We start from the raw sequence: 22609 nt of genomic DNA, 5'->3' as shown, positions 1-22609 counted from the left end.
AGTGCTGACTTTCTGTCTGGATGATCGTGCAGTAGACGTCGTTGTCCCTCGGCTTGGAGGCCTACGAGGTCTCAATCGTCGGGTACGTCCAGCCACAATTCTGCGCCATGTGGGTAGGTCTGTGGCTGCGATCATCTGCTGCCTTCACGGCGATGCCCACGAGCCGGTCGTTCATCGGGACACTTTCTCGAGCCCATCTCGGCCGGCTGAGGCCAAGTGGCGACTGGCCTGCGGATTCGCGTATGCCTGTCCCGCAAAAATGCCCGGTGACGGGGGTCTAAACGCTACAGTCGTCGAATGCTCATCGGATACGCCCGTGTCTCGACCTCTGGACAAGATCTCGCAGCACAACGTGACGGTCTCGCAGCACTCGGTGTTGATGATCAACACGTGCATGTTGACCACGGCTTGTCGGGCACGACTCGAGCCCGGCCGGGCCTCCGGGAGGCGCTGGCTGCGTGCCGTGCCGGTGACGTCCTGGTCGTGACGAAGCTCGACCGTCTCGCCCGGTCGCTGCGGGACGCGACCGACATTGCGGACGAGCTGACGAAGAAGGGCGTGGCCCTGAACCTCGGGGGAGCGGTCTACGACCCCACCGACCCCGTTGGCCGGCTGCTCTTCAACGTCCTGGGCATGGTGGCCGAGTTCGAGGCCGACCTCATCCGTGCCCGAACGCGTGAGGGCATGGCGATCGCCAAGGCCGAAGGCAAGCTCCGCGGCCGCAAGCCGAAGCTGACTGCCTCGCAGGAGAAGCACCTCGTGCAGCTGCACTGCACCGGTGCCCACACGACGAGCGAGATCGCTGAGCTCTTCGGTGTCGCCCGCTCAATCGTTTACCGCGCCATCCAGCGAGCGGAGCAGGCGTAGATACGGTCAGGGAGCCGGCTCGACGCCGCAAGAGTGGCAAAGGTGCCTGAACTCAGGGGCATTCTTGGGTGCGCGTTGAGGCCTTACTGTCGTCAATATAAAGACAGGGAGAACGATGCTCTACCTTGAGATAGACCCGCCCGCCGGCCTATTTGCACCTCGACGCCTACGAGACGATGAGCGTCAGCTGGTTTTTACGCATGTGGGCACTTTTGACAGAGCTACCGTCGATGCTTTCGAGTTGCAGTGGGGCGAACTTCATATTCCATTCACGGCGCGATACGAGCGACGGAGTCGAGCCGATGGCACCACTTTCCTTGTCTACCGGGAGCTCCAGAACGATGGCATGGCGGCCAGCGCTCCGGGCTTCTCTGGTGTCTCGGCCACGCTCGGAGGGGACGATCGAGTGTCTGCCACGCGACTGGCGACGGAATGCGTCCTGGCCTTTGGTCAGGCGTACGACGGTCTCGAAGCGCCAGCCGGCGCCTACGCAGTGGAGACGTCCGACGGGTTGTTCTCGCTGACGGACTTCGGCTACTGAACTCATGACGAACTGCCGACCACCTAGCGCGGAAGCGCTCTCATCACCTCGGAGCTGACCCCGCCCGGCAAGCGATCGGGCACGGGGCTGGGGTTCGCTAGTCAGGCCAGAGCGGCGATGACGCCGGCTACGAGGATTCCGGTCCCGAGTCCGATCGCCATAGCCAAGGCCAGGAATGGGCGACTCGCTACTCGGACCCCGCCTCGTTTCCTGAGGCTCAGTGCGTAGGCGAAGCCTGCCACGACGATGAGAGCGCCGACTATGGTCATGACGAGCGGAACGGTCTCCATGCTCGAACCGTAGTGCAGCTCTGAGACCGGGTGGGCTATGCGTCCTCACGGCCGCCCGGTTGGGGATCGCCCACCGGAATCAGTCGCTCCGCCTAGCGTGGCCATATGCGGATGCTTATTCTCGGTGGTAGCGGGCTTCTGGGCGGTGAGATCTTGTCCCAGGCACGGGCTCAGGATATCGACGCGATCGGCACTTCCACGCAGTCCACTAGTCCGATAAGTGGAGGCCATTGGCTACAACTCGACCTCCGCGACCGGCAGGCAACTATCGAACTGGTCCGAGCCGCTCGCGCCGACGTCGTGATGAACGTCGCTTATCGACAGTCCGATTGGGCCACGACGGCGGATGGTGCGGCCAACGCGGCGATCGCGACGACCTCGGCGGGCGCGCACCTCGTGTTCGTCTCGAGCGACGCCGTTTTCTCCGGGGCCGATTCACCGTATTCCGAGCGGGCCTTGCCAGACCCGCGCACTCCCTACGGCGCCGCCAAGGCAGCGGCAGAGACGGCGGTGCGTGCGATTGCCCCCGCCGCCACGATCGCGCGTACGTCGCTGATCATCAGCAGCAAGGGCGCGTCCGTGCATGAACGGCTTGCACACTCGGCTGCGCGGGGGGACGTGCACCTCTTCACTGACGATGTTCGCTGCCCCGTTCACGTCGCCGACCTCGCGGGAGCGCTCCTTGAACTGGCCGGCACAAGACGGGATGGCATGCATCACCTCGCCGGTCCAGAAGCCATGAGCCGGTACGACATGGGCCGTTTGATCGCACACCGAGACGGTCTCGATATCACTCGCATCCGAGCCGCGCAGCGTGCACTCCTACCCACGCCAGGGCCGCTGGACGTCCGTCTCGACTCTCAGGCGACGCAACGGGGGATCAATACGAGACTTCGAGGTGCTTCCTCATTCCTCGCGACATCGGGCTAAGTGCGCAGACTTTTTAGGTGTCCCGGTAGCCGATCGGTCACTGGACGAATCGAGAATGCCTGAGGTGCTGGACGAGGCTGGCTGCATCATTCGTCATGGCAGCGAAGATCCGGTAGAGGGTCTCAGATCGATCAACTGGCCCCACTGCCCAGCAGTGTTTCCCGAGGCCGTAGGCGATTCCGGCCTCGATGTGCGCCGCTGCGCCTGCGGGGAGGACCAGCACGAAGTGGTCTGCCCCGCGGAGTGCGGCCAGGTCTTGGTCGAAGAGCTTCTGAATGCCCGGCGCATAAAGGTCCGCGTCGTCCGCGCCTCCCGCAAGGGCGAATTTGGCGGCGTCTTCGTCGTACTCGGCTCGGACGAAGCTGTATGACGACGCCCCTAGCTGGTCGAGTGCCTCAACGACGTCGATGATGGCTGCCCGGTTTCGCCAACTACCTGCGACGAAGAAGTCACTCACGAGCCCACGGTACTGGTGCGCTCACTCACGATGGGTCTGTCCGATAGACGATCCGCCACCGAGAGCGATTCCGGACCGACCTATCGAGACGATCTGGGCCCGGCAACTAAGAGGGAGTGGTTGCCGCCAACGAGCGTCCGCTAACCGACCGTCTAACGGGCGTCTCGTTCGGGAGGTGCTCAGGTGTCTAGCCGAGCCAACGCGACCGTGGATCCCTGCAAGCGGATTTCTACACTCGCGATCTTCAGGCTGGGAATAGCCGTCGACGCAGACAGATCTGCGGCACGCGAGCCGGCTGCGTCCCACGTCGCGACGGTAAGCGTGGTGTTGTCCGTTTGCGTGACCACGAGCTCGTATCCGGAGTCGTCTGGCGCGTCCGCGCCGTAGTCGCAGTTCCAATCGAGCCTCGTGCCCCAAGATTTCTCCTCGATCTGCAGACCGGCAGTCAGGGTGGTGGAGTCAGTTCCGGGGTCCATTGGCTGGAACGTCATCTGGGCCGTCGCTGGGCCGACGTCGTTCCTTGCGCCTACGGCGAGCCCCCCGAAGACGGCGCCAGCAACAGCAGCGGCAACAGCGAGAGCCATGACTCCTCGGCGGCGGCGTTGACTCTTGCGGAAGCGGTGGGCCATCAGCGACAAGGCTTCTGATGGCGCCTGAGTGTCGTCCATACCCAGAGGTGACTGAATGGCAAGGGCCTCTTCCGGCGAGATCTGGCTCAGGATGCCTGGGAGACCCGCAAGTTCCGTCACCGCTTCACGGCAGTTGGCGCAGGTACTGAGGTGCTGCTCGTATTCGCGACGTTCATCGGTGGGGAGCGCTCCGAGGACGTAGGACGCGTCCCAGTCTTGGTAACGGTCCTCGTTAGCGTGGAGATCGCGATGCTCAGTCATCGTGTGACGCCCCTTTCTTGGAGGGCTAGCCTCAGCCCGCGTAACCCGTAGTGGAGCCGCGATTTCGCGGTTCCTTCTGGGATGCCAAGCCGTCTCGAAATTTCAGGAATGCTCTGACCAGCGAAGTATGCATAGACGACGATTTGACGGTGGTGGTCGGAGAGCGACGCCAGCGCGTCCGCAACCATGATGCTGTCCAGGACCGCATCAGTGCGATCAAGAGCAGCGCCCTCTACCTCGCCAGGGGCTGCCACTTCTCGTCGACTCCGGGCAGATCGTGCGTCGTCGATGACGAGGCGCCGAGCGACGGTGAACAGCCACGCTTGAGCAGCATCCTTGTCGAGCTCCAGCACCTTAGGACGCTGCCATGCTCTCAGCATCGTCTCTTGAACGATGTCCTCGGTCAGCGCCGCGTTCAGAGTGAGGCTGTGTGTGTAACGGCGAAGCGCCCCGCCGTGGCACTCGAACAATGTCGACAAAAGCTCGTCACTGGCTCGGGTCATAACCTTCACCGCCTCGCGCCAGTGAAGTCCGGCTAATGCCTGATCCAGGACCGCCACTTGTCGTGCCTGTATCGAGCGCACCGAGAAACGCCGATGCGCACCAGTGATCGAACCTCATGCCATCGACCAGGCCAGGACATGGGTTCACCGTCTGAGCGGAAGCAGTCCATGTATTCGCACCCGCTGTCTCTGCTTTGATGTCGATGAGCACTGCCTTGTGGCTCCTTTGCTCGGGTGGGGTTGTGGAGCTGCGAGGGCCTGCAACGCGGAGAGTTCTGTCCGGCAGGCACGCGCGCGATCAGGAGGCTGGGGTCGCTGCGCCCTCAGTGGCTGCTTCCATGTTGATCGTGCCGTCCGGCTGGAGGACGTACCAGGCATCCTTCACGCCCTGTCCGTTGACCTGTCCCGGTTCGGTGTCCTTCGCGAACCGGTACACCGGCCAGCCGTCAACGGTCAGCTGGGTTGTCCCGTCCGTGCGGGTGAGGGAACCGATCTTGCCCGTGATGCCGTCTGGGGAGGACGTGTCGGAGGCTTCCACTGCCGGCCAGGTCATGGCGCATTCGTCGTAGCAGTTGCTGGTGCCCGAGTCCTGCTTGTCCATCTTGAACGTGTAGATCGTGTACCCGGCGTCGTCGGTGATGATCTCGCCCAAGGGAGACGTTGCGGTGCCGAGGACTGCCGCTGCCGCGGTGGTCTCGGCAGGGGCCGGCTCGGTGGAGTCGGTCGTCGTGGATGATTCGGCAGATGTGGCGCACCCGGAGAGAGCGGCCGCGGCCAAAACGGCCGTCGTGAGGGTGATGGTCATTCGCTTGTGCATGATTCCTCCTGCTGGTACGCCGGCCCAGGTAGCCCGCTTACTACGAACACGATGCAGCTCATCCAGAAGTTCATCCGGGGCCGAAAAAGATTGGCGGTCGCAGGCAGCCGTCCTCACTCCCGGCGAAACGGGTGGCAGACGCGAGTGACAACCCTGCACCGAGGGCACCGCTGTCACACATCATCACTCTGGGCCACTGTTCGCAGCTACGGCGTACACGTCCTGCTGGACGACGTGACCCTTCATATTCACGGCGTCATCTGGTCCCGAAACATCCTCCGGGACCGGATTACGGCGATCTCAGACGTCGGCCGGGTCGAGTACAAGGACGCCCGCGGCTACGGCATGACGGTCCAGATGATGTGGCTGATGCGTGCAGTCGACGATGACGAGCGCTTCGTTCTCGTTCGTCTGCAACGCCCCTGGCGCGAGGCGATCGCGAAGCTGCGCGACTGGGCTGACGTCAAGGGTGCTCCCAAAAGCTGTTCCGATAAGCCATCCTGCACCGGGAACTCAGCCCGCCCCGCACGCCTTGAACGCTGAAGACTTGTCCCGGGTACGCCTGGTGAGGTGTCGTCACGGTGGTGAATTGGGTCCCTTGCACCCGTACTCATCTCCGAAAGCTTCATACACGCGCTCCCGCGCCTCTGTTGTGCCCCACTCCTCGACGGTCTTGCAGTCGTCGGATTTGCGCGTAGCGAAGACGCCGTAAATGCCCACCCCTACGTATGTGTACACCGGCCCGACGACCCCGCCGGGCTGATCGAGGCCGGCACCAATTTCGTCAGGCAGATCGAAAACAACGCCATCGGGGAAGACAAGGCGTGATCCTCCAGGGGCACAGGAAGCTTCCTCGTTCAGGGTCTCAACTGCCACGTCGTCAAAGGTTGTGCAGTCAGGTATTTGCGCCTCTGCGGCACTGAGCGTGAGGACCCCCTGATGACTACAGGCTGCAAGGGGCATCACGCCCGCGATCAGAGCCAACGCCACGACGCGTCTATTCCTCATGGCCACACCCTAGAAGACTGATCGGTCCCACCTGACGCTCATCACTGCGTCAAGGATGGGCTGGCAGCGTCCGATAGGCGATCCGTCAGCGGGGCCCTGTGTTTTCGGTGCTGCTCGTCCGCTCCGGCGTATCCATGTGGAGGTTTCGGCGAGGCTTACGCCGGGGAGGGGTCGCGCTGCCATGCACGCGCACCGGCCCCCAGAAGTTGAGGACGCTGTCGATGATCGTGCCGACGGCAGCTGCGATCTTGAAAAACAGGACGGCGTACCAGTTCTTCTGTGACGGGCGCGGTGCAGACATGGTGTTCCTCTCGACGCTGAGCCACGCAGGTTATGCGGCGCAAATGTGCGTACACGCAACGTGTTCGATGGACCCCGTCGAGTAGCCGATCTGCCACCGGGCCGGGACCTGCTTTATTTGCGGCGAGACGTTTTTCTCGAGAAGAAGGCGACGAGCCAAGCAAAGAGACAGATCGCGGCGAGGGCTATGACGATGACACCGACGATGACCGCGATGTGCCATCCCGTGAGGTTTCCCAGCATTGTTCCAAGCTATCGACCTCGTGGCGAACCGCAAGCGGAGATCGCAGCCAGTGACTTCCCTTCGGAATGCCTGGTAGCCGATCGCTGATCGGACCCAATCTGACCGCTGGCTGCGGCTGCGGTCCTGGTGGGGACGGGGCCCCGAGGTGCTCTGTCGCGAAGGTGTCGGGTCCCTGTCGGGTCGGTGTCGTAGACCTCGGCGCCGGCCGTTCTTAGTGTGAGGTTCATGAACGAGACACGGATCGTCGATCTCCGGACCCAGATGGGTTGGACCCAGGAACGCCTCGCAGACGAGAGCGGCGTGACCGTCCGCACCATCCAAAGGCTCGAGGCGGGCAACGACGGGAGCCTCGACACGCTGTCACGAGTGGCGAAGGCGTTCGGCGTCCCGGTCCGGGAGCTCTTCGTCACCGTTGCTGAAGATGACTACGGCCGCTCGGTCACCGCCCTCGACGACCGGACGAGTCGCCAGCAGGAACGGCGGGGCCGTGTCGAGGAGGGCTTCCGAGCCCTGTACTACGGGGTGGGCGTGCTCTTCACGATCGGCGTCGTCGTCGCAGTCGCCACCGACGTCGTGCCGAACGCCGCCATCTCCTCGATTCCCGCGTACTGGGTCGCCGGGTGGCTGTTGTCGATGTTCTTGTTCCTCGTCGTCCTCAGTCCTCGCCTGGACCGCGCCTATCCACTCTCCCGTGCCGCGACGGACGAGGTGGCGAGCAGGTAGACACAGCGTCAGATGCCGATCGTCGGACGGGCAGGAAGCGATGCGTCGGAGACGAGAATGGGTTCATGCCTGTGCGCCTGAGTGATTCCCAAGTGGTGGCTCTTCGGCAGAGATACAGGAACGGAACGACTCAAGTGGAGTTGGCTGCGCAGTTTGGCGTCAGTCAGAGCACGGTCTCGAGCCTTGTCGTGGGGCGCGCTCGTGTCGATGCGGGAGGTCCGATCACCCATCGTCCTAGCCAGAAAATGACTGACGAGGACGTCACCGAACTGCGGCGCCGGGCGGCTGAGGGAACTTCCGTTGGCGCCTTGGCAACACGGTTCGGTGTGACGCCCCCACCGTGACGCGCCTGCTCAGGGTGTCCGGATCACGCCTCGACAGCGGTCAGGCCGTCTAACCATCTGCGGAAGACCGCTCCTACTGCGGCGGGGGCGACGACCCTGATCGGTGATCCGCTGCGGGCGGCGAAGGTGAATACTGCGCTGCCGTCTCTCGCGACGGTCGTCCAGTGGTCGGACGGGTGGACGTCGTGGACGGCGGCCGTTGAGGTGGCTGTCCCGTGTCGGTGGACCCGGAAGAACGCCGTGAAGTCGCACACCTCGAACGACTCGCCGAGGTAGGACCACTTCATACAGTTCCGCATCTTCACGGGAAGAATCTAGAGGCCGCTGCCGGAGGGCTCAACTGGATGGGCCTCCATGAGGTGTGGGTCTCGGGTGGGGGAGGGCCTGACGGGGAACCTGAGTAGGGTCAGGAACCCCGCCATCGGCAGCGAGGTCTTGGCGGCCCCCGCAATGTCGCCGCGTCGCGCTGCTCCTCGCCGGCGCCGGCCTGATTGCCGGCCACGTCGCTGGTCTTCGCACCAAGAAGGTTTAGGCGTCCCCTAGGCGTCGGAGTGGAAGACGCACTCGGTCGAGCACCGCTCTGACCGGTCAGGACACTCGGCTAGGTCGTGCTCGGCACGAGCAAGGCGTGACCGGAGCCGGTCGAGCCGGGCCTGCTTCTCCTCGATCTGACGCACCTGCTCTGCCAAGAGCGGGCGCAGCGCCTCCCGGACGTCGGTACAGGACGTCGACTCCATGGTGCTGAAGTGTGACCCGATCTGGTCGAGGGGCAGCCCGAGTTCCTTGCTAGCTTCGATCAGGTCGAGCCGGCTGAGAACGTCCGGGGTGTAGTCCCGGTACCCGTTCGAGGTTCTAGCAGGGGTCAACAGCCCGATGGATTCGTAGTACCGGAGCGCCGTGGCGGAGACGCCGCTGCGCTTGCTGACCTCGGAAATTTGCACACCGCGACCCTAGAGCCGCCGCTGCCGCTTGACCTTCAAGCGGCTCGAACCTCTACGGTCGCTGACGTGCCTACCTCCTCCACATCGGTCCTGCCGTGAACGCGGCCGTTTCCTGGCTCGAACACCGGCAGATCGGCCTCTACCTGGTGGCGATCGCAGCTGCCGGTGTTCTCGGCGTCACCGTGCCGGGGGCGCACCACTTAGAGGGAGCGATCGAGCCCGTGCTCGCGCTGCTGTTGTTCGCGACGTTCCTCGGTGTGCCGTTCGCCGCGATCGGGAGGTCTCTCCGTGACGGGCGGTTCCTCGTCGCGGTCGGGGTGCTGAACTTCGTCGTCGTCCCGGTCATCGCGTACGGGCTGTCCCGGTTCGTCGCAGACGAGCCGGCGCTGCTGTTCGGGGTGCTGCTGGTGCTGCTGACCCCGTGCATCGACTACGTGATCGTGTTCGCCGGCCTTGCCGGCGGCGCATCAGAACGGCTCCTCGCCGCCGCACCGCTGCTGATGCTGGCGCAGATCCTTCTCCTGCCGCTGTACCTGCTGCTGTTCATCGGCCCCGAGGGCGTAGCCGTGGTCGAGGTCGGCCCCTTCGCCCGAGCATTCCTCCTCCTGATCGTCGTCCCGCTCACCGCAGCCGCACTCGTGCAGGCACTCGCCCGGCGACACCGAGCCGGTGCCGTCATCGAGCAGACGATGCTGAGCCTGATGGTGCCGCTGATGATGGCGACCCTGTTCACCGTCGTGGCCTCGCAAGCCGGCGCCGTCGGAGACGCCCTGGGTCAGCTACTCGTGCTGGTGCCGATCTACGCCGGGTTCCTCGTCGTCATGGCAGCGCTCGGCATCGGGGCCGGCCGCATCTTCCGACTCGACGCGCCAGCCACCCGAGCCCTCGTGTTCAGCGGTGCGACCAGGAACTCCCTCGTGGTCTTGCCGCTCGCGCTGGCCCTGCCGGCGTCGCTGTCACTTGCTCCGGTCGTTGTCGTGACCCAGACACTCGTCGAACTCATCGGCATGGTGATCTTCGTCCGGCTCGTCCCTCGTCTTGTCCCGAGCCAGCACGGCCAGATCAAACCTGAGGACGCCAAACCGGTGTCTCGCTAGACGATCCATCACCGGCCCCACTGCGTCACGACGGGCGGTGACCAGGGTGACTGGCCGTGAATGCCGGCCCGCCGCCTGACTCGACGTCGTCCGGCTTACTGGCCAGAAGGACGGGGAGCGCTGTGCCAGCGGCGGGGGTGCCGCGGGGCCGGTGTCGCGAGGCTGGACAGCATGAACGAACCGACCCCCCTGCCCCTCGAGGTGCGCGGACTCCGCAAGGCCCACCGCGGCCGCCCCCGCGTCTCCGACGTCTCCTTCTCCGTCCGTCCCGGCCGTGTCGTGGGCCTGCTCGGCCCGAACGGCGCCGGCAAGACCACGACCATCCGTCTCCTGCTCGGCCTCGTCTCTCGGGACGGAGGCGACGCTCTCGTCCTCGGCGCCCCCTACCGCGAGCTGGTGCACCCGGCCCAGCAAGTCGGCGTCGTCCTCGACGCCGGCGGCCTGCACCCCGCCCGGACCGGCCGACAGCACCTTTCCATTGCCGCCCTGCGGGCTGGGGTTGGCGCCGGCCGTGTCGCCGCAGTCCTCGCCGAGGTCGGGATGAGCCAGGACGCTGACCGCCGTGCCGGCACGTATTCACTCGGCATGCGCCAACGGATCGCGATCGCTGCGGCCCTGCTCGGCGAGCCGCGCCTCCTCGTCCTCGACGAGCCCGCCAACGGCCTCGATCCCGCGGGCATGCACTGGCTCCGTCAGAGGCTCCGCGCCTTCGCGGCGGACGGGGGCGCCGTGCTGGTGTCGTCGCACCTGCTGTCCGACATCCAGGAGATCGCCGACGACGTCGTCGTCATCACCGAGGGCCGTGTCGTGGCCGAGACCACCATGGCCGCAGTCCTCGCCGACCGCACCGGGACCCTCGAGGGCTACTACCTCGAGGTCACCGGCACCGAAGGGGTGGTGCGCTGATGTTCCGCGCAGAGATCCTCGGGCTCGTCACCACGACGGCAACCAAGGTCGCCGCCGCCGTCGCGCTGCTGGGCCTCGTCCTCACCCAGCTCGTGTTCGTCGTCCTCCTCCCCGCCCTCGCGTCGGGCCAGGTGGGACCCGGAGCGGAGGCCCTCGGCGACGATCTTCCCGTCGTCGACCTGTCCGCCGCGGCGATACAGCTCGACGCTCTCTCTCCCCTCGGGACAACGCTCGGCGGCGGGTCGATCGGCCTGGCCCTCGTCGCGATCGTTCTGCTCGGGGTCCTCGCCGGGACGAGCGACGACCGTCACGGCGGCATCGTCGGCGCCGTCCTCGCGAGCCCTCGTCGCAGCCGCGTCGTCGTGGCGAAGGCCGCCGCCGTCGGCGTCGGCGCCGCGGTCGTCGGGCTCGTGCTGGCGATCGTCAGCCTGCTCACCCTGATCGGCTCCCTCGTGCTGACCGCGACGCCCTTCACGGCAGCCACCGGCGCCGTCGTCGCGACGTCGGCACGGGGGGTTCTCGCCGTCACCTGCCTCGCGGTCGTCGGCCTCGCCGTCGGCATCCTCTGCCGGTCCCAGCTCGCGGGGGTGCTCGTCATGATCGGCGCCCTCGTCGCCGAACCGATCGTCGCCGCCGTCGCCCAGCTCGTCGGCGAGGGAGCGGCGGCCTCGTGGACGCAGTTCCTGCCCGTCGCCCTCGCGCAGTCCGTCATCCACGGAGGCGCGGGCACGGTCAGCGGAGGGGTCGCGATCGCTGCGCTCCTGGCGCTCACGGCCGCGGCGATGGCCACGGCGTCCATCGCGCTCTCCCGTCGCGATGTCTGAGCGGGAGGGGCGACCCCGCAGCCGCACGAAGGTCGTCGTCGTCATCGCTGTGGTGCTGCTCGCCGGTGCGGTCGTCTCCGGCATCTGGTCCCGTGTGTCCGGCCCGACCGGGGAGCCGGCATGGATCGGCGTGATCGAGACGATGACAGGCCCGTGATGTTCCTCGCGAGCAGGGCGCGATGACCTCCGCCGCCCGTCCCGACGCCGACCCCACCGGGGGTCGGCGTCGGTCGTGGTTGACTCGCCCCATGGATCCGCAGGCGCGTCGCACACCCGCGTCGCGCCTCCGGTCGGCTTTCCCGTCGTTGCTGGTCGCGGCCGTCGCGCTCGGGTACGTCGCGCTCGACCTCGGTGGCGAGCAGATCCCCGCGACGGTGCCCGGCGACGTGCCGCCCCTGGTGCACGCGGCCCTCGTGCTCGTGCAGTCGATCGCGCTGCTGGCGCGGCGGCATCGGCCCCTCGTCGTGCTCGCAGTCGTCGTCGCCGCCGATCTCGTCGTCCTCGCCACCACGGCGGGCGAGCTCGGCATCGGCGCCCTGGGTGTCATCGTCGCTGCGTACACGCTCGCCCGCCGCGTCGACCGCACCGCCCGGCTCGTCGCGCTCGTGGCCGCGGCGGCCGCGACCGCCCTGGTCGGGGCGGCGGCGATGGTCGTCGGCCCGGTGGGTTCGCCGGCCGGGGTCGTGCTCGCGACCGCGGCTGCCCGCGTCGTCGTGCTGTACCTGCTTCCGGCGGTGGTCGCCGAGCAGGTCCGTGGCCGTGAGCGCCTCCGGGAGGCGCTCGACGCCCAGGAGCGCTCGGTGGAGCGGGAGCGGCGGGAGGATGCCGACCGCGCCGTGCGGTCGGAGCGTGCCGCTCTCGCCCGCGAGCTGCACGACATCGCCGGCCACCACCTGTCCGGGATCATCGTCGGGGCGCAGGCGGCCACGGCCCTGGTCGCCAGCGACCCCGAGCGGGCGCGGGAGATGCTCCGCACCGTGCAGGACGACGCCCGCATCACGCTCGGCGACCTGCGCCGCACCGTCGGCCTGCTGCGCGACGACGAGCCCGAGGCGTCGGGGCGGCCCGTCGCGGTGCCCACCATGGCCGGGATCGAGGGGCTCGCGGAGGCGGCACGCGAGCGGGGCCAGGACGTCACGACGATCGTCGAGGGCGAACCTCGGTCGCTCGGCCCCCTGGCCGAGGCGACCGCCTACCGGATGGTGCAGGAGTCCCTCGCCAACGCCGCCCGGCACGCCCCGGGAGCGCCCTGCCGCGTCGCCGTGACCTGGACGGACGACCAGGTCGAGGTGTCGGTGCGGAACGAGGCCGCCGATCCGGCCCTGGTCGCCCCGGGCGCGAGCACGAGCACGAGCACGGGCACCGGCTACGGCCTCGCCGGCATGGCCGAGCGCGCCGAGCTCGTCGGCGCCCGGCTGACGACGGGCCCCGACCGGCACCACGGCGGCTGGACGAACCGACTCGTCCTCGTCGGCGACACGGGGCGCGCCTCGTGATCCGTGTCGTGGTCGCCGACGACCAGATGGTCGTCCGGGCCGGGCTGTCCGTCGTGCTGGGCGCAGTCGACGACCTCGAGGTGGTCGGCCAGGCCGTCGACGGGGCCGAGGCTGTCAGCCTCGCCCGCGCCTTGCGCCCCGACGTGGTGTGCATGGACATCCGCATGCCCGGCACCGACGGCATCACCGCCACCCGGCAGATCACTGCCGACCCGACCATCGACGCAGGCGTGCTCGTGCTCACGACCTTCGACGTCGATGCCGACGTGTTCGCCGCGCTCGAGGCGGGTGCAGCCGGGTTCCTCCTCAAGGGCACGGACGAGGCCACCTTGGTGAGCGCCGTCAGGTCGGTCGCGGCCGGGGAGGGCACGCTTGACCAGAGGCTCACACGCCGCGTGCTCCGAGAGTTCGGCGCGCGCCGCGCCGGCGCCGGGGGACGGGCGACGCGTGAGAACGCGGAGGGCGCCCGGCTCACCGCTCGTGAGCTCGACGTGCTGCAGCTTCTCGCGCAGGGGTCGTCGAACGCCGAGATCGCGCAGAGCCTGTTCGTCGAGCTGACGACCGTGAAGTACCACCTCGCCGGGCTCCTCCAGAAGACCGGTTCCCGCGACCGGCTGCAGGCAGTCCTCTGGGGCATCAGAGCCGGCCTCGTGCAGGTCGGCTGACCGGCGACCCTGATCGTAAGAGTTCGCACCACTACGAGATCGATGTCGTGACGATCTGGGAACCAGTGACCCTCCGGTGAACGATCGCGTGCCGGGAACGCGGCTCTTCATTCCGTGAGTCCCACCGACTGACGGCTGAGGGTGGGGCCGGCGTCAGATACCCCTCTGGGGTGGCCCCACCGCGGGGTGCGGACCCGGATCTGCACCCCGGAAGACGACGACGTCCTGACCATCGGTCCCTGCGTCAGCCGATGACGGGGCGGTCCTCCGGGTAGTCGTACAGCAGGGTGCGGCGGCGGACGGCGAGGGCCGAGGCGAGGCCGATGGGCCCGACCCGGCCGGCGAACATGAGGGCGGCGAGGACGTACTTGCCGAAGGGGTCGAGCTCGGCGCTCAGCCCCACGCTCAGGCCGCAGGTGGCGAAGGCGGAGATCACCTCGAACAGGATGCGGTCGAGGGGTTCATCGCTGACGGTCATGATCAGCGCGGTCGCCGCGAGCACCAGGGTCGCACCGAGGAAGATGACGCTGATCGCGACGCGGAGAGCCGCTTCGGGGACGGTGCGGCGGAAGACCCGGACGTTCTTGTCGCCCTTGCCCTCGGCGGCGATCGCGAGGAACAGCAGCGCGATCGTCGTCACCTTGATGCCGCCGGCGGTGGAGGCGGAACCGCCGCCGACGAACATGAGGGCGTCGGTGGCGAGGAGGGTGATGGGGTGGGAGGCGCCGGTGTCGACGAGCGCGAAGCCGCCGCTGCGCATCATGGTCGACGCGAAGAGCCCGTGGACCAGCTTCTCGCCCGCCGGGAGGTCGCCGATGGTCGCGGTGTTGCCCCACTCGAGGAGTGTCCACACCACGGCTCCGACGATCAGAAGCCCGAGGGTGACCGTGACGGTCAGCTTCGTGTGGAGGTTCCAGCGTCGGAGGTGGGTCTTGTGGACCATGAGGACCATGAAGACGGGGAAGCCCAGGCTGCCGACGAACACCCCGACCATGAGCGGGACGATGATGAATGGGTCGGTGGCGAACTGTTCGAGGCCCTCGGCGTGGGTGACGAAGCCGGCGTTGTTGAAGGCCGAGACGCCGTGCCACGTGCCCGAGGCGAACGATCCCTCCCGGACGATGAACGCGGGCACGAGGACGAGTGCGAGCGCCGCCTCCACGACGACAGTCGTGAGGACGACGATCTTGAGCAGCGACTGGACCTCGCCGAGCTTGCTGGTGCCGATGCCCTGCTGCGCCATGATCCGCCCGCGCACGCCGAGCTTGTGCGTGACGGCCCTCGACAGCAGGAGCGCGATGGTCACGATGCCGAGCCCGCCGACCTGGACCCCGGCGAGGATGACGATCTGCCCGAAGAACGACCAGTGCAGCGCCGTGTCGACGGTCACGAGCCCCGTGACGGTCATCGCGGACACCGCGGTGAAGACCGCGTCGTGCAGCGGTGTCCTCGTTCCGTCGGCCGTCGCTGCCGGCAACGCCAGCAGCCCGGAGAAGAGCAGGACGACAGCGAGGAAGATCCCGAGGGCCACGAGTGCCGGGGAGCGGCGCAGGACGCCCTGCGAGAAGGCAGCGATCCGAGCAGGAGCAGCGGTGCCCTTCGTCTGCGTCGTCACCGGCCCACAGTAAGACACTTCCGTCGCCGCCCCCGTGAGCTGACCGACGCCGAGCGGGGGAACGAGGGGAGAACGCGTGGGCTGACTACGCTTCGGGGCGTCGTCTGACGTGTCGGAGACTTGACAGGAAGAAGCCGCTCGTGCGCACCGTCGCTCTCCGGCTCCGTGAGGCGTTCTGGTTCTTCCCGGCCGTTCTCGGGGTCTTCGCCATCGTGGTCGCCCAGCTGCTCGTGTTCGTCGATCAAAGGATCGTCGACGGGGGCTCCTCGGTCCCGATCCTCGACGCTCTGAGTGCCAGCGGGGGCCGTGCCATCCTGACGACGATCGGGACGGCGATACTGACCGTGGCGGGGACGTCGTTCTCCATCACGATCTCGGTCCTGGCGACGACGTCCTCGACGTACGGCCCGCGCCTGGTGCGGAACTTCATGGCCGACCGGGCGAACCAGTTCGTCCTGGCGGCTTTCACCTCCACCTTCCTTTACTCGATCGTCGTCCTCCGCTCCGTGCACACCGCCATCGACGACGGGTCGGCCTTCGTCCCCGTGATCGCCATCCATGTCGCCGTCGTCCTCGGGGTCGTCGACGTCGCGGTGCTCGTGTTCTTCATCCACCACATCGCGTCGAGCGTGCAGATAACGTCGCTGCAGAAGCAGGTGCAGGAGGACCTCGAGACAGCTGTGGACCACGCGTACCGGACCGACGGTGACAGCGACGGGGTGAGCGTGCGTCCGCACCCTGACGGTCTCCACTCGTGGTCCACAGTCGAGGCCGGGGGCGACGGGTACGTCCAGTCCGTCGGGTGGGAGCGGCTCGTGTCCTGGGCCCACGACCACGATCAGGTCATCGACGTGACCGCCATGCCGGGAGACCACCTCATCGAGGGGACTGCCTGCTCCGCGTCGCCGCCCGTGTCGGAGCCCACGTTCGTCCCCTGTCGGAGAAGGACCTTGACCGGCTCCGATCGATGGTGACCCTCGGTGCGGCACGAACGCCGTTCCAGGACGTCGGCTTCGCGCTTCAGCAACTCGTCGAGATCGCAGTCCGTGGTCTTGCTAGCGGAACCAACGATCCGTACACGGCCGTCAGCGCACTGGACCTGTCAGCGACGGCGCTCGTGCCCTTGTGGGCGGAGCGGCAGGCCATCACCGCCTACCTCGACGAGGATGCCTTGGTCCGCGTCCTGCCTCACTGGCCGGCGCCGGAACAGCTCATCGACACCGTTTTCGACGGCGTCCTCACCTACGGGGGCGAGCACCCCATCGTCCTCGACGCCGCCCGCCGCCTCCTGGCTCGCCTCGCCGACGTCGCTCAAGGATCGCGGGCGGGGCACCTCGGCGAGCTCAGCCAGAGGCTCGACCACGTCTAGGCGGTTGCGTTGCTCCGTTACCTGGTCGACTACGACGTAGGCTCCGGGGGCATCCACGGGTGACGACATGTGCACTCATCCGCTGATGATCAACAGGCCCTGGCGAGAGCCAGGAACGACCATCGTCCCGGGCGAGATCTCTCCTGCCCATGGAGATGAGGCGGGGCCGCCAACTGGGTCAGCTCGGGCGCGCCTGGCCGATGAGGAGCAGCACCGGCAGAGTGAGGGCCACGAGCCCCATGGTGCTCATCAGCCAGGCAGACACGATGTTGCGTCGTCGGGTCGGCTCGACGACGAGCGCCACCACGACCATCGCGGTGAGCAGCGTGCTGACGATGACGATGCCCGCGACGGGAACGGCCGTCTGGAGGTCGAGGGCGATGATCATGAGGCCGATGGTGATGGCCGCGAGGAGTGCCGCCGGCACCAGCCACTGTCGACGGCGGCCCTGCCCGATGGCGGGCTGATTCCTGACCAGCGTCGGATCATCGCGCCGCGCCTCCGTCGGCCTCCCTCCGCGTCGATCGGTGGGTGGGTGGGTCATTGGCTGGCGCCCATGCCACCGTCGATGCGGTACTGGGCGCCGGTGATGAACGCGGCCTCGTCGGAGGCGAGGAACACCACGAGGGAGGCGATGTCGGTCGCTTCGGCGTAGCGGCCGAGGGGGATGCCCTGTTCGTACGCCTGGCGCTGGGCTTCGGCGTCGCCGCCGCCGGCTTCGATGGAGCGCATCATGCGGGTGTTCACGGGGGAGGGGTGGATCGAATTGACCCGGACACCGGTGCCGGCGACCTCGAGAGCCGCGGCTTTCGTGAGTCCGGTGACGGCGTGCTTCGAGGCCACGTAGGGGCTGAGTCCGGGGGCGCCGTCGAGGCCGGCGACGGAGGAGGTGTTGATGATGCTGCCCCTGCCGCGGTCGGTCATGTGGGGGAGGACCTGGTGGAGGCCGAGGAAGGCTCCTCGGAGGTTGATGCCAATGACACGGTCGAAGTCCTCGGGGGTCGTGTCGACGAGGTTCGCGACCTTGCCCTCGATGCCGGCGTTGTTGAAGAACACGTCGATGTGCCCGAGCTCGTCGAGGGTGGTCTGGACGTAGCGGGCGACGTCGCCCGGGTCGGAGACGTCGGCCTGGATCGTGAGGATGCGTGCGTCGGACCCGAGGGAGGTCGCCTGCTGGTCGAGGGCGTCCTGGTCGACGTCGACGAGGGCGACGCGGGCGCCGGCGTCGAAGAACATCTTCGCCGTGGCGGCTCCGATGCCTCCCGCTCCTCCGGTGATGAGGACGGTGCGATCGGTGAAGTCGGTCATGGTCCTGCCTTCCGTGGTTCGTGGTGGAAGTGGGGCGGGGACCCTCCTGGTGGTGGGTCCCCGCGGTGGTCTCGTCGGCCGGCCACGCTGTGGCTGGCTGGTAGGACCTGCGCTCCTTGCAGGAAGCGTTCTGCTGTTCCCCGATTGTTCTCGGTGCCTGTCGAGGCGCCAGGTGGACAGCGTCTTCGCTGCCCCCCGGACGTCATCCACGCTAGGTCGGTGCGAGAGACGATGTGAGGGGGTTGACTCCCGGCCACCCGCAGGAGGTACCGTGCGCACCCGTGGTGACGACGCGGAAGAGCGTCCCGCGTTAGACCGGACGCTTCGGGGGAGTGTGTCTGCGTCGGCCCATTCGCGTTCGAGGACGGCGAGCACGTGGTGCGGAATGACGACGGTCGATCTGCGTCCTGACACCATTACCGTCAAGACACCTTCGTCTCGTTCGTCCCGGGACGCGATCACGCGTACATCGGTGACCCGGCGGGGAACCCGGGGCGCACCCAGGAACCCCACCATCGGCAGCGGGGTCTGGGCTGCCCCAGCAACATAGCCATGAGGCGACCCTGCGCCTACAGGCTCGGTATGGACCCGGTCTCGATGAGAGCAGATCCGCATGATCTCAGTGTCGCGCCGTAAGTGATTGCCTGCGGTTGATCGGCCGCAGTCGTCGAACTCGAAGGGTGTCGGACTGCACGAGAGGAGATCTCCCTGCCGGGATTCGTCGTCGGATTGTTCGTGGCGTCGGAAGCCAGCGCATCGGCGTCACCGCCCGGGTGCCCTACTCCTGGCCTTGCGTCGGCGGGACCCCTTGACTTCCGGCCGTCCTGCTGCGGGAGGATGGCGACGAGGAGCTCGCCTCTGGGCTTCATCATCGAGGTGTGGGCGTGCGGCGACATGAGACTGCGAGGACGGCGGTGGTCTGCGGGCTGTCGATGCTCCTCCTGGCCGGCTGCGGAGCGACGATCCCGACCGATCCGGACGGGACCCTCGACAGGGCGAGCGGAGGCACGTTGAGGGTGGGGGCGACCGAGAACGGCACGTGGGTCGATGTCCGCGAGGGGGCAGACCCGGTCGGCACGGAGCCCGAGCTGGTGAGGTCGTTCGCGTCGACCCTCGGTGCGGAAGTGGAGTGGTCCACGGGCAGCGAGGAGGCACTGGTGGGCGACCTGGAGGAGGGTGACCTCGATCTGGTGATCGGCGGGCTGACGGCGGAGACGCCGTGGTCGGAGAAGGCGGGCACGACTCGGCCCTACACGACGGGCAGCGACGAGGGCGGCGCGACGGTGGAGCACGTGATGTTGGTGCCACGGGGCGAGAACCGCTTCCTGCTCGAGCTCGACGCGTTCCTGCTCGGCGCGGACGGTCCGCGATGACGAGCGCCGACCGGGCCGCGAAGTTCGGGCACACCGCGCTCCCGGACGAACAACGCGACGCCCTGAGGCGAGCCGTCCAGCTCGAGTGGATCACCGTCGGGGTGCTGGTCGTGACCGTGACGCTGATGTTCCTGGTGCTCGGCAGCTCCCAGGCGATGCGGGCGGCCTGGGTCGAGGACATGCTGTCCTTCCTGCCCCCGATCGCGTTCCTCGTGGCCACCCGGATCATCCGTCGTCCACCGACCGAGGACCACCCCTACGGCTTCCACCGAGCCACCGGCATCGCGCACCTCGTGGCCGCCGCCGCCCTGCTCGTGATGGGCGCCTACCTCATCGTCGACTCCGGATCGAAGCTCCTCACCGCCGAGCACCCGACGATCGGCGGCATCGAGCTCTTCGGCCACACGGTCTGGCTCGGCTGGCTCATGATCGCGACGCTCGCGGTGACATCGATCGCCCCGGTGCTCCTGGGCCGTGCGAAGCTGAAGCTGTCCGAGACCCTGCACGACAAGGTCCTCTACGCCGACGCCGACATGAACAAGGCCGACTGGACGACCGGCGTCGCCGCGATCGCGGGCATCGTCGGCATCGGGATCGGATGGTGGTGGGCAGACTCCGTCGCAGCGCTGTTGATCTCGCTCAGCATCGTGCGCGACGGCCGGAGGAACGTGAAGGGCGCCGTCGCAGCCTTGATCGACACCCGAGCGAGGACGTACGACGAGCACGAGGCACATCCGCTCAGCGATCGCATCGACCACCACCTGACCGGGCTGGCCTGGGTGGCTGAGGCGAGATCACGGGTCCGAGACGAGGGACACGTGTTCCATGTCGAATCGTTCGTCGTTCCCGTGGACGGGTCGATGCCGTCCCTCCAGGAACTCGAGCAGGCACGGTCGGAGTGCGTGCACCTGGACTGGAAGGTGCAGGACATCGTGATCGTGCCCACCGCCGAACTGCCGGGGGAGTTCCTGCCCGGGCTGGCCGCGTCCGGCGGGGAACGCTGATCAAGAGAAGGTCAGTGCTCCCGAGCTGGTCGCCCAGGATCAGGGGCTGCACTCACACGACGAGGGCGGACGCGACTGTCGCAATGATCGTGAGACCGAGTGCCACTGAGAAGACTCGAATCTGTAGACGCGACTCCAGGGCCGCTGCGGGCTCTAGGTCGCCTTGATCGATGAGCTGGCGAGTGTGTCGGTTTCGTCGTACCGCCATGACGAGAAAAACGATGACGGTCGCCGTGGCAGCACCAAGTCCAACAGTCATGACACGAGCATCCCAGGGTGTCTGGAGGTGCTGACTGCGTCCGGTAGACGATCGCTGGCCGGGCTCCACGGCTCGTGGGCCGGTTCGGTGGCATCGCGGTGCCTTTGCCGCAGGTGTTGCTGGGTCGCTGATCTTCGGGTCACAGCGACCCAGCAGAGCGAAGCGTCATCGCTTCACGGAGCCTCCATCTGGACCGCAGCTAGGGACTGCGGGTGCGGGAGCGCGGATGGAGGCGTTCGATCAGTCAGCACCGGCAACTCCGGGCGAGCTGGCTGAGGTCAGGAGATGAGGGAGGGATCCGATCCAGAGGACGTGACTGCGAGCGTCAGTTTCAGATAGCTGACGAGGTCCTCGTGGGCCAGGCCCTGTAGTGCGGATGTCGAGAGCACGGGGCCTGTGGTGCTCCGGTTCGCGGCTTTTCTGGGCGTCATCGGTCGGTCAGTTGCTGAGTCGTGTGCTCAGTCGTCTTCGAGGGCGGTGTCGAAGGAGGACTCGTGGTCCGTTGTGCTCTCGGCGAGGATGCGCTCGGCAAAGGTCATCAGGACGCCATCAGCAGCTGTGCCGGCTCGGAAGTGAAGAAGTCTGCGTAGGTGAATTCAGCGGCCGATGCCCGGAGTCCGACTTCGTGGTGGCTGGTGATCCGTGCCAGGCGCGACAGGGCTGCGGCCGTGTCGCGGCGGCGGCGCTTGGGGTACACGTCGATGCAAACGGCCGGGACACCGTCGAGGCCGACGTAGCCGCTCCGCGCAGAGACGGCCTCGCGGGCAGGTGCGGCAGGGGCGCCGGTCAGGCGGGCGCGAACGTGGTCGACGAGGGCGTCGTGGCTGAGCGTGCGGAGCTGGGTGCTGGTCATGCGAGTTCCTTGAGGAGTGCTGCGACGTCGAACGGTTCTGTCGGCGTCATCTCGATGTAAGGGGTGGCGGGCGAGACGGTGTTCATGCACCGATCCCGAGCGCGACGAGGAACGCAGCGATCAGCGACGCCGACGCGGCGACTGCCGCGGTGGCGATGACGGCGAGGGTCGCCTCACGGTAGGTGTCCCGGACCTCGCTGAAGGGGGAACGGGCGGTGGCGCTGTTCGGGGCGTGAACGGTGCTCATGGTGTCTCTCGTCTCTTGCTGCTGCTGATTCGCGCGCTCTCGAGGAGCGCCGATAGGGGAACCATGGCAGGCCCCTCGCCCGGGACCAACTGGGGTGCACGTTTAACGAACTGGGGTACGCGGGCGTGACCGGGATGCGTACTGCCGCCCGAATTTCCGGGGCTCAGCCCTGTGAAGGCGTACATCCGTTTCGACTCCGGGCAACACGTGGGGCACAGTGGAGTCCGTCCACATCCGTCATGCAGTGGCCCGTCCGCAAAAGTGACCCGCGCATCAACCGACCAGGAAGCGTCCCGCTCTTGTCCCGTACGACCGGCCAGCAGCCACAGTGGCTGCTCTCGGCCGTGCCCGGACTCAGCGACGTGGCCCTGACGGACGACTGGGCGGACTTCTACGGCGCCCTCCCGGACGACCTGGTCTTCGAGTGCAACGTCGAGGTCGACCACGACGCCCGAGGAGTTGCCGTCTATCGGAACCGAGTCGTCCTCGACCAGCCCGACCAGACCGTGCCGACCGTAGTCGAGCTCGAGCAGATCACGTCCTGGAACGTCACCGCTGACGGTGACGAGGCAGTCGTGACCGTCCGCGGGGACGCCCGCCAGCGCACCCGCTTGCCTCTCGGCTACGCCGGCGCGATCAAGGTCGCCCTCCGCGAAGTCCTCGGCGACCCGTCGCAGCAGTAGCAGCCAACGCGCAATTCGGACACTTCCTAAGCTATTGAGCTTTTTACCGGGCGTC

Annotated in this window: 27 protein-coding genes; 15 read left to right on the top strand and 12 right to left on the bottom strand. The window is 67.3% G+C overall.

Going from position 1 to position 22609, the window contains the following annotated elements:
• The first annotated feature begins 297 nt into the window (after positions 1–297).
• Together EDF20_RS01360 and EDF20_RS01350 are read left to right on the top strand one after the other, a co-directional pair.
• The gene (locus EDF20_RS01360) at positions 298–867 is read left to right on the top strand and encodes a recombinase family protein (RefSeq protein WP_133737498.1); all 570 of its coding nucleotides are present in this window, start codon (positions 298–300) and stop codon (positions 865–867) included.
• A gap of 942 nt (positions 868–1809) precedes the next feature.
• Positions 1810–2628, top strand: coding sequence for a sugar nucleotide-binding protein (locus EDF20_RS01350; protein WP_208292566.1), 819 nt, complete (start codon positions 1810–1812; stop codon positions 2626–2628).
• Between the two features lie 37 nt (positions 2629–2665).
• Here EDF20_RS01350 and EDF20_RS01345 read toward each other — a convergent pair whose 3' ends face one another.
• The 4 genes from EDF20_RS01345 to EDF20_RS01330 form a co-directional block, all read right to left on the bottom strand.
• A complete protein-coding gene (locus EDF20_RS01345; RefSeq protein ID WP_133737495.1) occupies positions 2666–3085 on the bottom strand; it encodes a hypothetical protein in 420 nt (139 codons plus the stop codon).
• Positions 3086–3264: 179 nt separating this feature from the next.
• Positions 3265–3975 carry a zf-HC2 domain-containing protein gene (locus tag EDF20_RS01340; RefSeq protein ID WP_133737494.1) on the bottom strand — a complete coding sequence of 237 codons (711 nt, stop codon included), beginning with the start codon at positions 3973–3975 and terminating at the stop codon, positions 3265–3267.
• Positions 3972–4535 carry a sigma-70 family RNA polymerase sigma factor gene (locus tag EDF20_RS01335; RefSeq protein WP_243833329.1) on the bottom strand — a complete coding sequence of 188 codons (564 nt, stop codon included), beginning with the start codon at positions 4533–4535 and terminating at the stop codon, positions 3972–3974. Before EDF20_RS01335 ends, EDF20_RS01340 begins: the two co-directional genes overlap by 4 nt.
• Before the next feature lie 241 nt (positions 4536–4776).
• Positions 4777–5283: a hypothetical protein gene (locus EDF20_RS01330; RefSeq protein WP_166644738.1), complete on the bottom strand. Its 507-nt coding sequence runs from the start codon at positions 5281–5283 to the stop codon at positions 4777–4779.
• A 156-nt stretch (positions 5284–5439) separates the two neighbouring features.
• Between EDF20_RS01330 and EDF20_RS01325 the strand changes: the two genes are divergently transcribed.
• Complete coding sequence (locus EDF20_RS01325; protein WP_133737492.1) at positions 5440–5838, top strand: hypothetical protein; 399 nt, start codon at positions 5440–5442, stop codon at positions 5836–5838.
• Between the two features lie 33 nt (positions 5839–5871).
• Here the strand turns inward: EDF20_RS01325 and EDF20_RS01320 are convergent, their stop codons facing one another.
• Entirely contained in the window at positions 5872–6303 is a 432-nt protein-coding gene (locus EDF20_RS01320) for a hypothetical protein (RefSeq protein ID WP_133737491.1), read from the bottom strand.
• A 769-nt stretch (positions 6304–7072) separates the two neighbouring features.
• Between EDF20_RS01320 and EDF20_RS01315 the strand changes: the two genes are divergently transcribed.
• On the top strand, positions 7073–7570 hold the full coding sequence (locus tag EDF20_RS01315; protein WP_133737490.1) for a helix-turn-helix transcriptional regulator: 498 nt from the start codon (positions 7073–7075) through the stop codon (positions 7568–7570).
• A 367-nt stretch (positions 7571–7937) separates the two neighbouring features.
• Here the strand turns inward: EDF20_RS01315 and EDF20_RS01310 are convergent, their stop codons facing one another.
• Entirely contained in the window at positions 7938–8219 is a 282-nt protein-coding gene (locus EDF20_RS01310) for a hypothetical protein (RefSeq protein ID WP_133737489.1), read from the bottom strand.
• 234 nt (positions 8220–8453) lie between these two features.
• Entirely contained in the window at positions 8454–8855 is a 402-nt protein-coding gene (locus EDF20_RS01305; protein ID WP_133737488.1) for a MerR family transcriptional regulator, read from the bottom strand.
• A 95-nt stretch (positions 8856–8950) separates the two neighbouring features.
• On the opposite strand from EDF20_RS01305, the gene EDF20_RS01300 reads away from it, so the two are divergent.
• The 6 genes from EDF20_RS01300 (at position 8951) to EDF20_RS01280 (ending at position 13843) form a co-directional block, all read left to right on the top strand.
• On the top strand, positions 8951–9952 hold the full coding sequence (locus EDF20_RS01300; RefSeq protein ID WP_133737487.1) for a bile acid:sodium symporter: 1002 nt from the start codon (positions 8951–8953) through the stop codon (positions 9950–9952).
• Positions 9953–10123: 171 nt separating this feature from the next.
• Positions 10124–10858, top strand: coding sequence for an ATP-binding cassette domain-containing protein (locus EDF20_RS01295; protein WP_133737486.1), 735 nt, complete (start codon positions 10124–10126; stop codon positions 10856–10858).
• Complete coding sequence (locus EDF20_RS01290) at positions 10858–11682, top strand: hypothetical protein (protein ID WP_133737485.1); 825 nt, start codon at positions 10858–10860, stop codon at positions 11680–11682. The genes EDF20_RS01295 and EDF20_RS01290 overlap by 1 nt, the downstream gene beginning before the upstream one ends.
• Complete coding sequence (locus EDF20_RS15560; protein ID WP_166644737.1) at positions 11675–11839, top strand: hypothetical protein; 165 nt, start codon at positions 11675–11677, stop codon at positions 11837–11839. Before EDF20_RS01290 ends, EDF20_RS15560 begins: the two co-directional genes overlap by 8 nt.
• Positions 11840–11930: 91 nt before the next feature.
• Positions 11931–13178 carry a histidine kinase gene (locus EDF20_RS01285; RefSeq protein WP_133737484.1) on the top strand — a complete coding sequence of 416 codons (1248 nt, stop codon included), beginning with the start codon at positions 11931–11933 and terminating at the stop codon, positions 13176–13178.
• A complete protein-coding gene (locus EDF20_RS01280) occupies positions 13175–13843 on the top strand; it encodes a response regulator transcription factor (protein WP_123545679.1) in 669 nt (222 codons plus the stop codon). The genes EDF20_RS01285 and EDF20_RS01280 overlap by 4 nt, the downstream gene beginning before the upstream one ends.
• Before the next feature lie 244 nt (positions 13844–14087).
• Here the strand turns inward: EDF20_RS01280 and EDF20_RS01275 are convergent, their stop codons facing one another.
• Positions 14088–15458: a potassium transporter TrkG gene (locus EDF20_RS01275; RefSeq protein ID WP_133737483.1), complete on the bottom strand. Its 1371-nt coding sequence runs from the start codon at positions 15456–15458 to the stop codon at positions 14088–14090.
• A gap of 140 nt (positions 15459–15598) precedes the next feature.
• Here EDF20_RS01275 and EDF20_RS01270 point away from each other — a divergent pair, with 140 nt between their 5' ends.
• Positions 15599–16432 (top strand): DUF2254 family protein, encoded by an 834-nt coding sequence (locus tag EDF20_RS01270; protein ID WP_166644736.1) that lies wholly within the window; start codon positions 15599–15601, stop codon positions 16430–16432.
• Entirely contained in the window at positions 16351–16827 is a 477-nt protein-coding gene (locus EDF20_RS01265) for a DUF2254 family protein (RefSeq protein WP_243833396.1), read from the top strand. The genes EDF20_RS01270 and EDF20_RS01265 overlap by 82 nt, the downstream gene beginning before the upstream one ends.
• A 178-nt stretch (positions 16828–17005) precedes the next feature.
• Here EDF20_RS01265 and EDF20_RS01260 read toward each other — a convergent pair whose 3' ends face one another.
• The gene (locus EDF20_RS01260; protein WP_133737480.1) at positions 17006–17254 is read right to left on the bottom strand and encodes a hypothetical protein; all 249 of its coding nucleotides are present in this window, start codon (positions 17252–17254) and stop codon (positions 17006–17008) included.
• Between the two features lie 113 nt (positions 17255–17367).
• Positions 17368–18135 (bottom strand): SDR family NAD(P)-dependent oxidoreductase, encoded by a 768-nt coding sequence (locus EDF20_RS01255; protein WP_133737479.1) that lies wholly within the window; start codon positions 18133–18135, stop codon positions 17368–17370.
• Positions 18136–19151: 1016 nt separating this feature from the next.
• Between EDF20_RS01255 and EDF20_RS01250 the strand changes: the two genes are divergently transcribed.
• Together EDF20_RS01250 and EDF20_RS01245 are read left to right on the top strand one after the other, a co-directional pair.
• Positions 19152–19508 carry a transporter substrate-binding domain-containing protein gene (locus EDF20_RS01250; RefSeq protein WP_347876482.1) on the top strand — a complete coding sequence of 119 codons (357 nt, stop codon included), beginning with the start codon at positions 19152–19154 and terminating at the stop codon, positions 19506–19508.
• Positions 19505–20512 carry a cation transporter gene (locus EDF20_RS01245; protein WP_133737477.1) on the top strand — a complete coding sequence of 336 codons (1008 nt, stop codon included), beginning with the start codon at positions 19505–19507 and terminating at the stop codon, positions 20510–20512. Before EDF20_RS01250 ends, EDF20_RS01245 begins: the two co-directional genes overlap by 4 nt.
• A gap of 797 nt (positions 20513–21309) precedes the next feature.
• Here the strand turns inward: EDF20_RS01245 and EDF20_RS15555 are convergent.
• Entirely contained in the window at positions 21310–21624 is a 315-nt protein-coding gene (locus EDF20_RS15555; RefSeq protein WP_166644735.1) for a hypothetical protein, read from the bottom strand.
• 82 nt (positions 21625–21706) lie between these two features.
• Entirely contained in the window at positions 21707–21871 is a 165-nt protein-coding gene (locus EDF20_RS15550; protein WP_166644734.1) for a hypothetical protein, read from the bottom strand.
• A gap of 299 nt (positions 21872–22170) precedes the next feature.
• Here EDF20_RS15550 and EDF20_RS01235 point away from each other — a divergent pair, with 299 nt between their 5' ends.
• The gene (locus EDF20_RS01235) at positions 22171–22554 is read left to right on the top strand and encodes a hypothetical protein (protein WP_133737476.1); all 384 of its coding nucleotides are present in this window, start codon (positions 22171–22173) and stop codon (positions 22552–22554) included.
• Positions 22555–22609 lie beyond the last annotated feature (55 nt).

It is taken from the genome of Frigoribacterium sp. PhB116, from assembly GCF_004364285.1.
Classification (GTDB): domain Bacteria; phylum Actinomycetota; class Actinomycetes; order Actinomycetales; family Microbacteriaceae; genus Frigoribacterium.
The sequence above is the reverse complement of the archived record's forward strand: the minus strand, read 5'-3'. Positions and strand labels throughout refer to the sequence as shown.

What these genes read in the sequence shown, in the direction of transcription:
- EDF20_RS01360 (WP_133737498.1), top strand. Translation starts at nt 298, where the DNA reads ATGCTCATCGGATACGCCCGTGTCTCGACCTCTGGACAAGATCTCGCA.
- EDF20_RS01350 (WP_208292566.1), top strand. Translation starts at nt 1,810, where the DNA reads ATGCTTATTCTCGGTGGTAGCGGGCTTCTGGGCGGTGAGATCTTGTCC.
- EDF20_RS01340 (WP_133737494.1), bottom strand. Translation starts at nt 3,975, where the DNA reads ATGACTGAGCATCGCGATCTCCACGCTAACGAGGACCGTTACCAAGAC.
- EDF20_RS01330 (WP_166644738.1), bottom strand. Translation starts at nt 5,283, where the DNA reads ATGACCATCACCCTCACGACGGCCGTTTTGGCCGCGGCCGCTCTCTCC.
- EDF20_RS01320 (WP_133737491.1), bottom strand. Translation starts at nt 6,303, where the DNA reads ATGAGGAATAGACGCGTCGTGGCGTTGGCTCTGATCGCGGGCGTGATG.
- EDF20_RS01315 (WP_133737490.1), top strand. Translation starts at nt 7,073, where the DNA reads ATGAACGAGACACGGATCGTCGATCTCCGGACCCAGATGGGTTGGACC.
- EDF20_RS01295 (WP_133737486.1), top strand. Translation starts at nt 10,124, where the DNA reads ATGAACGAACCGACCCCCCTGCCCCTCGAGGTGCGCGGACTCCGCAAG.
- EDF20_RS01290 (WP_133737485.1), top strand. Translation starts at nt 10,858, where the DNA reads ATGTTCCGCGCAGAGATCCTCGGGCTCGTCACCACGACGGCAACCAAG.
- EDF20_RS15560 (WP_166644737.1), top strand. Translation starts at nt 11,675, where the DNA reads ATGTCTGAGCGGGAGGGGCGACCCCGCAGCCGCACGAAGGTCGTCGTC.
- EDF20_RS01285 (WP_133737484.1), top strand. Translation starts at nt 11,931, where the DNA reads ATGGATCCGCAGGCGCGTCGCACACCCGCGTCGCGCCTCCGGTCGGCT.
- EDF20_RS01255 (WP_133737479.1), bottom strand. Translation starts at nt 18,135, where the DNA reads ATGACCGACTTCACCGATCGCACCGTCCTCATCACCGGAGGAGCGGGA.
- EDF20_RS01245 (WP_133737477.1), top strand. Translation starts at nt 19,505, where the DNA reads ATGACGAGCGCCGACCGGGCCGCGAAGTTCGGGCACACCGCGCTCCCG.
- EDF20_RS15555 (WP_166644735.1), bottom strand. Translation starts at nt 21,624, where the DNA reads ATGACCAGCACCCAGCTCCGCACGCTCAGCCACGACGCCCTCGTCGAC.
- EDF20_RS15550 (WP_166644734.1), bottom strand. Translation starts at nt 21,871, where the DNA reads ATGAGCACCGTTCACGCCCCGAACAGCGCCACCGCCCGTTCCCCCTTC.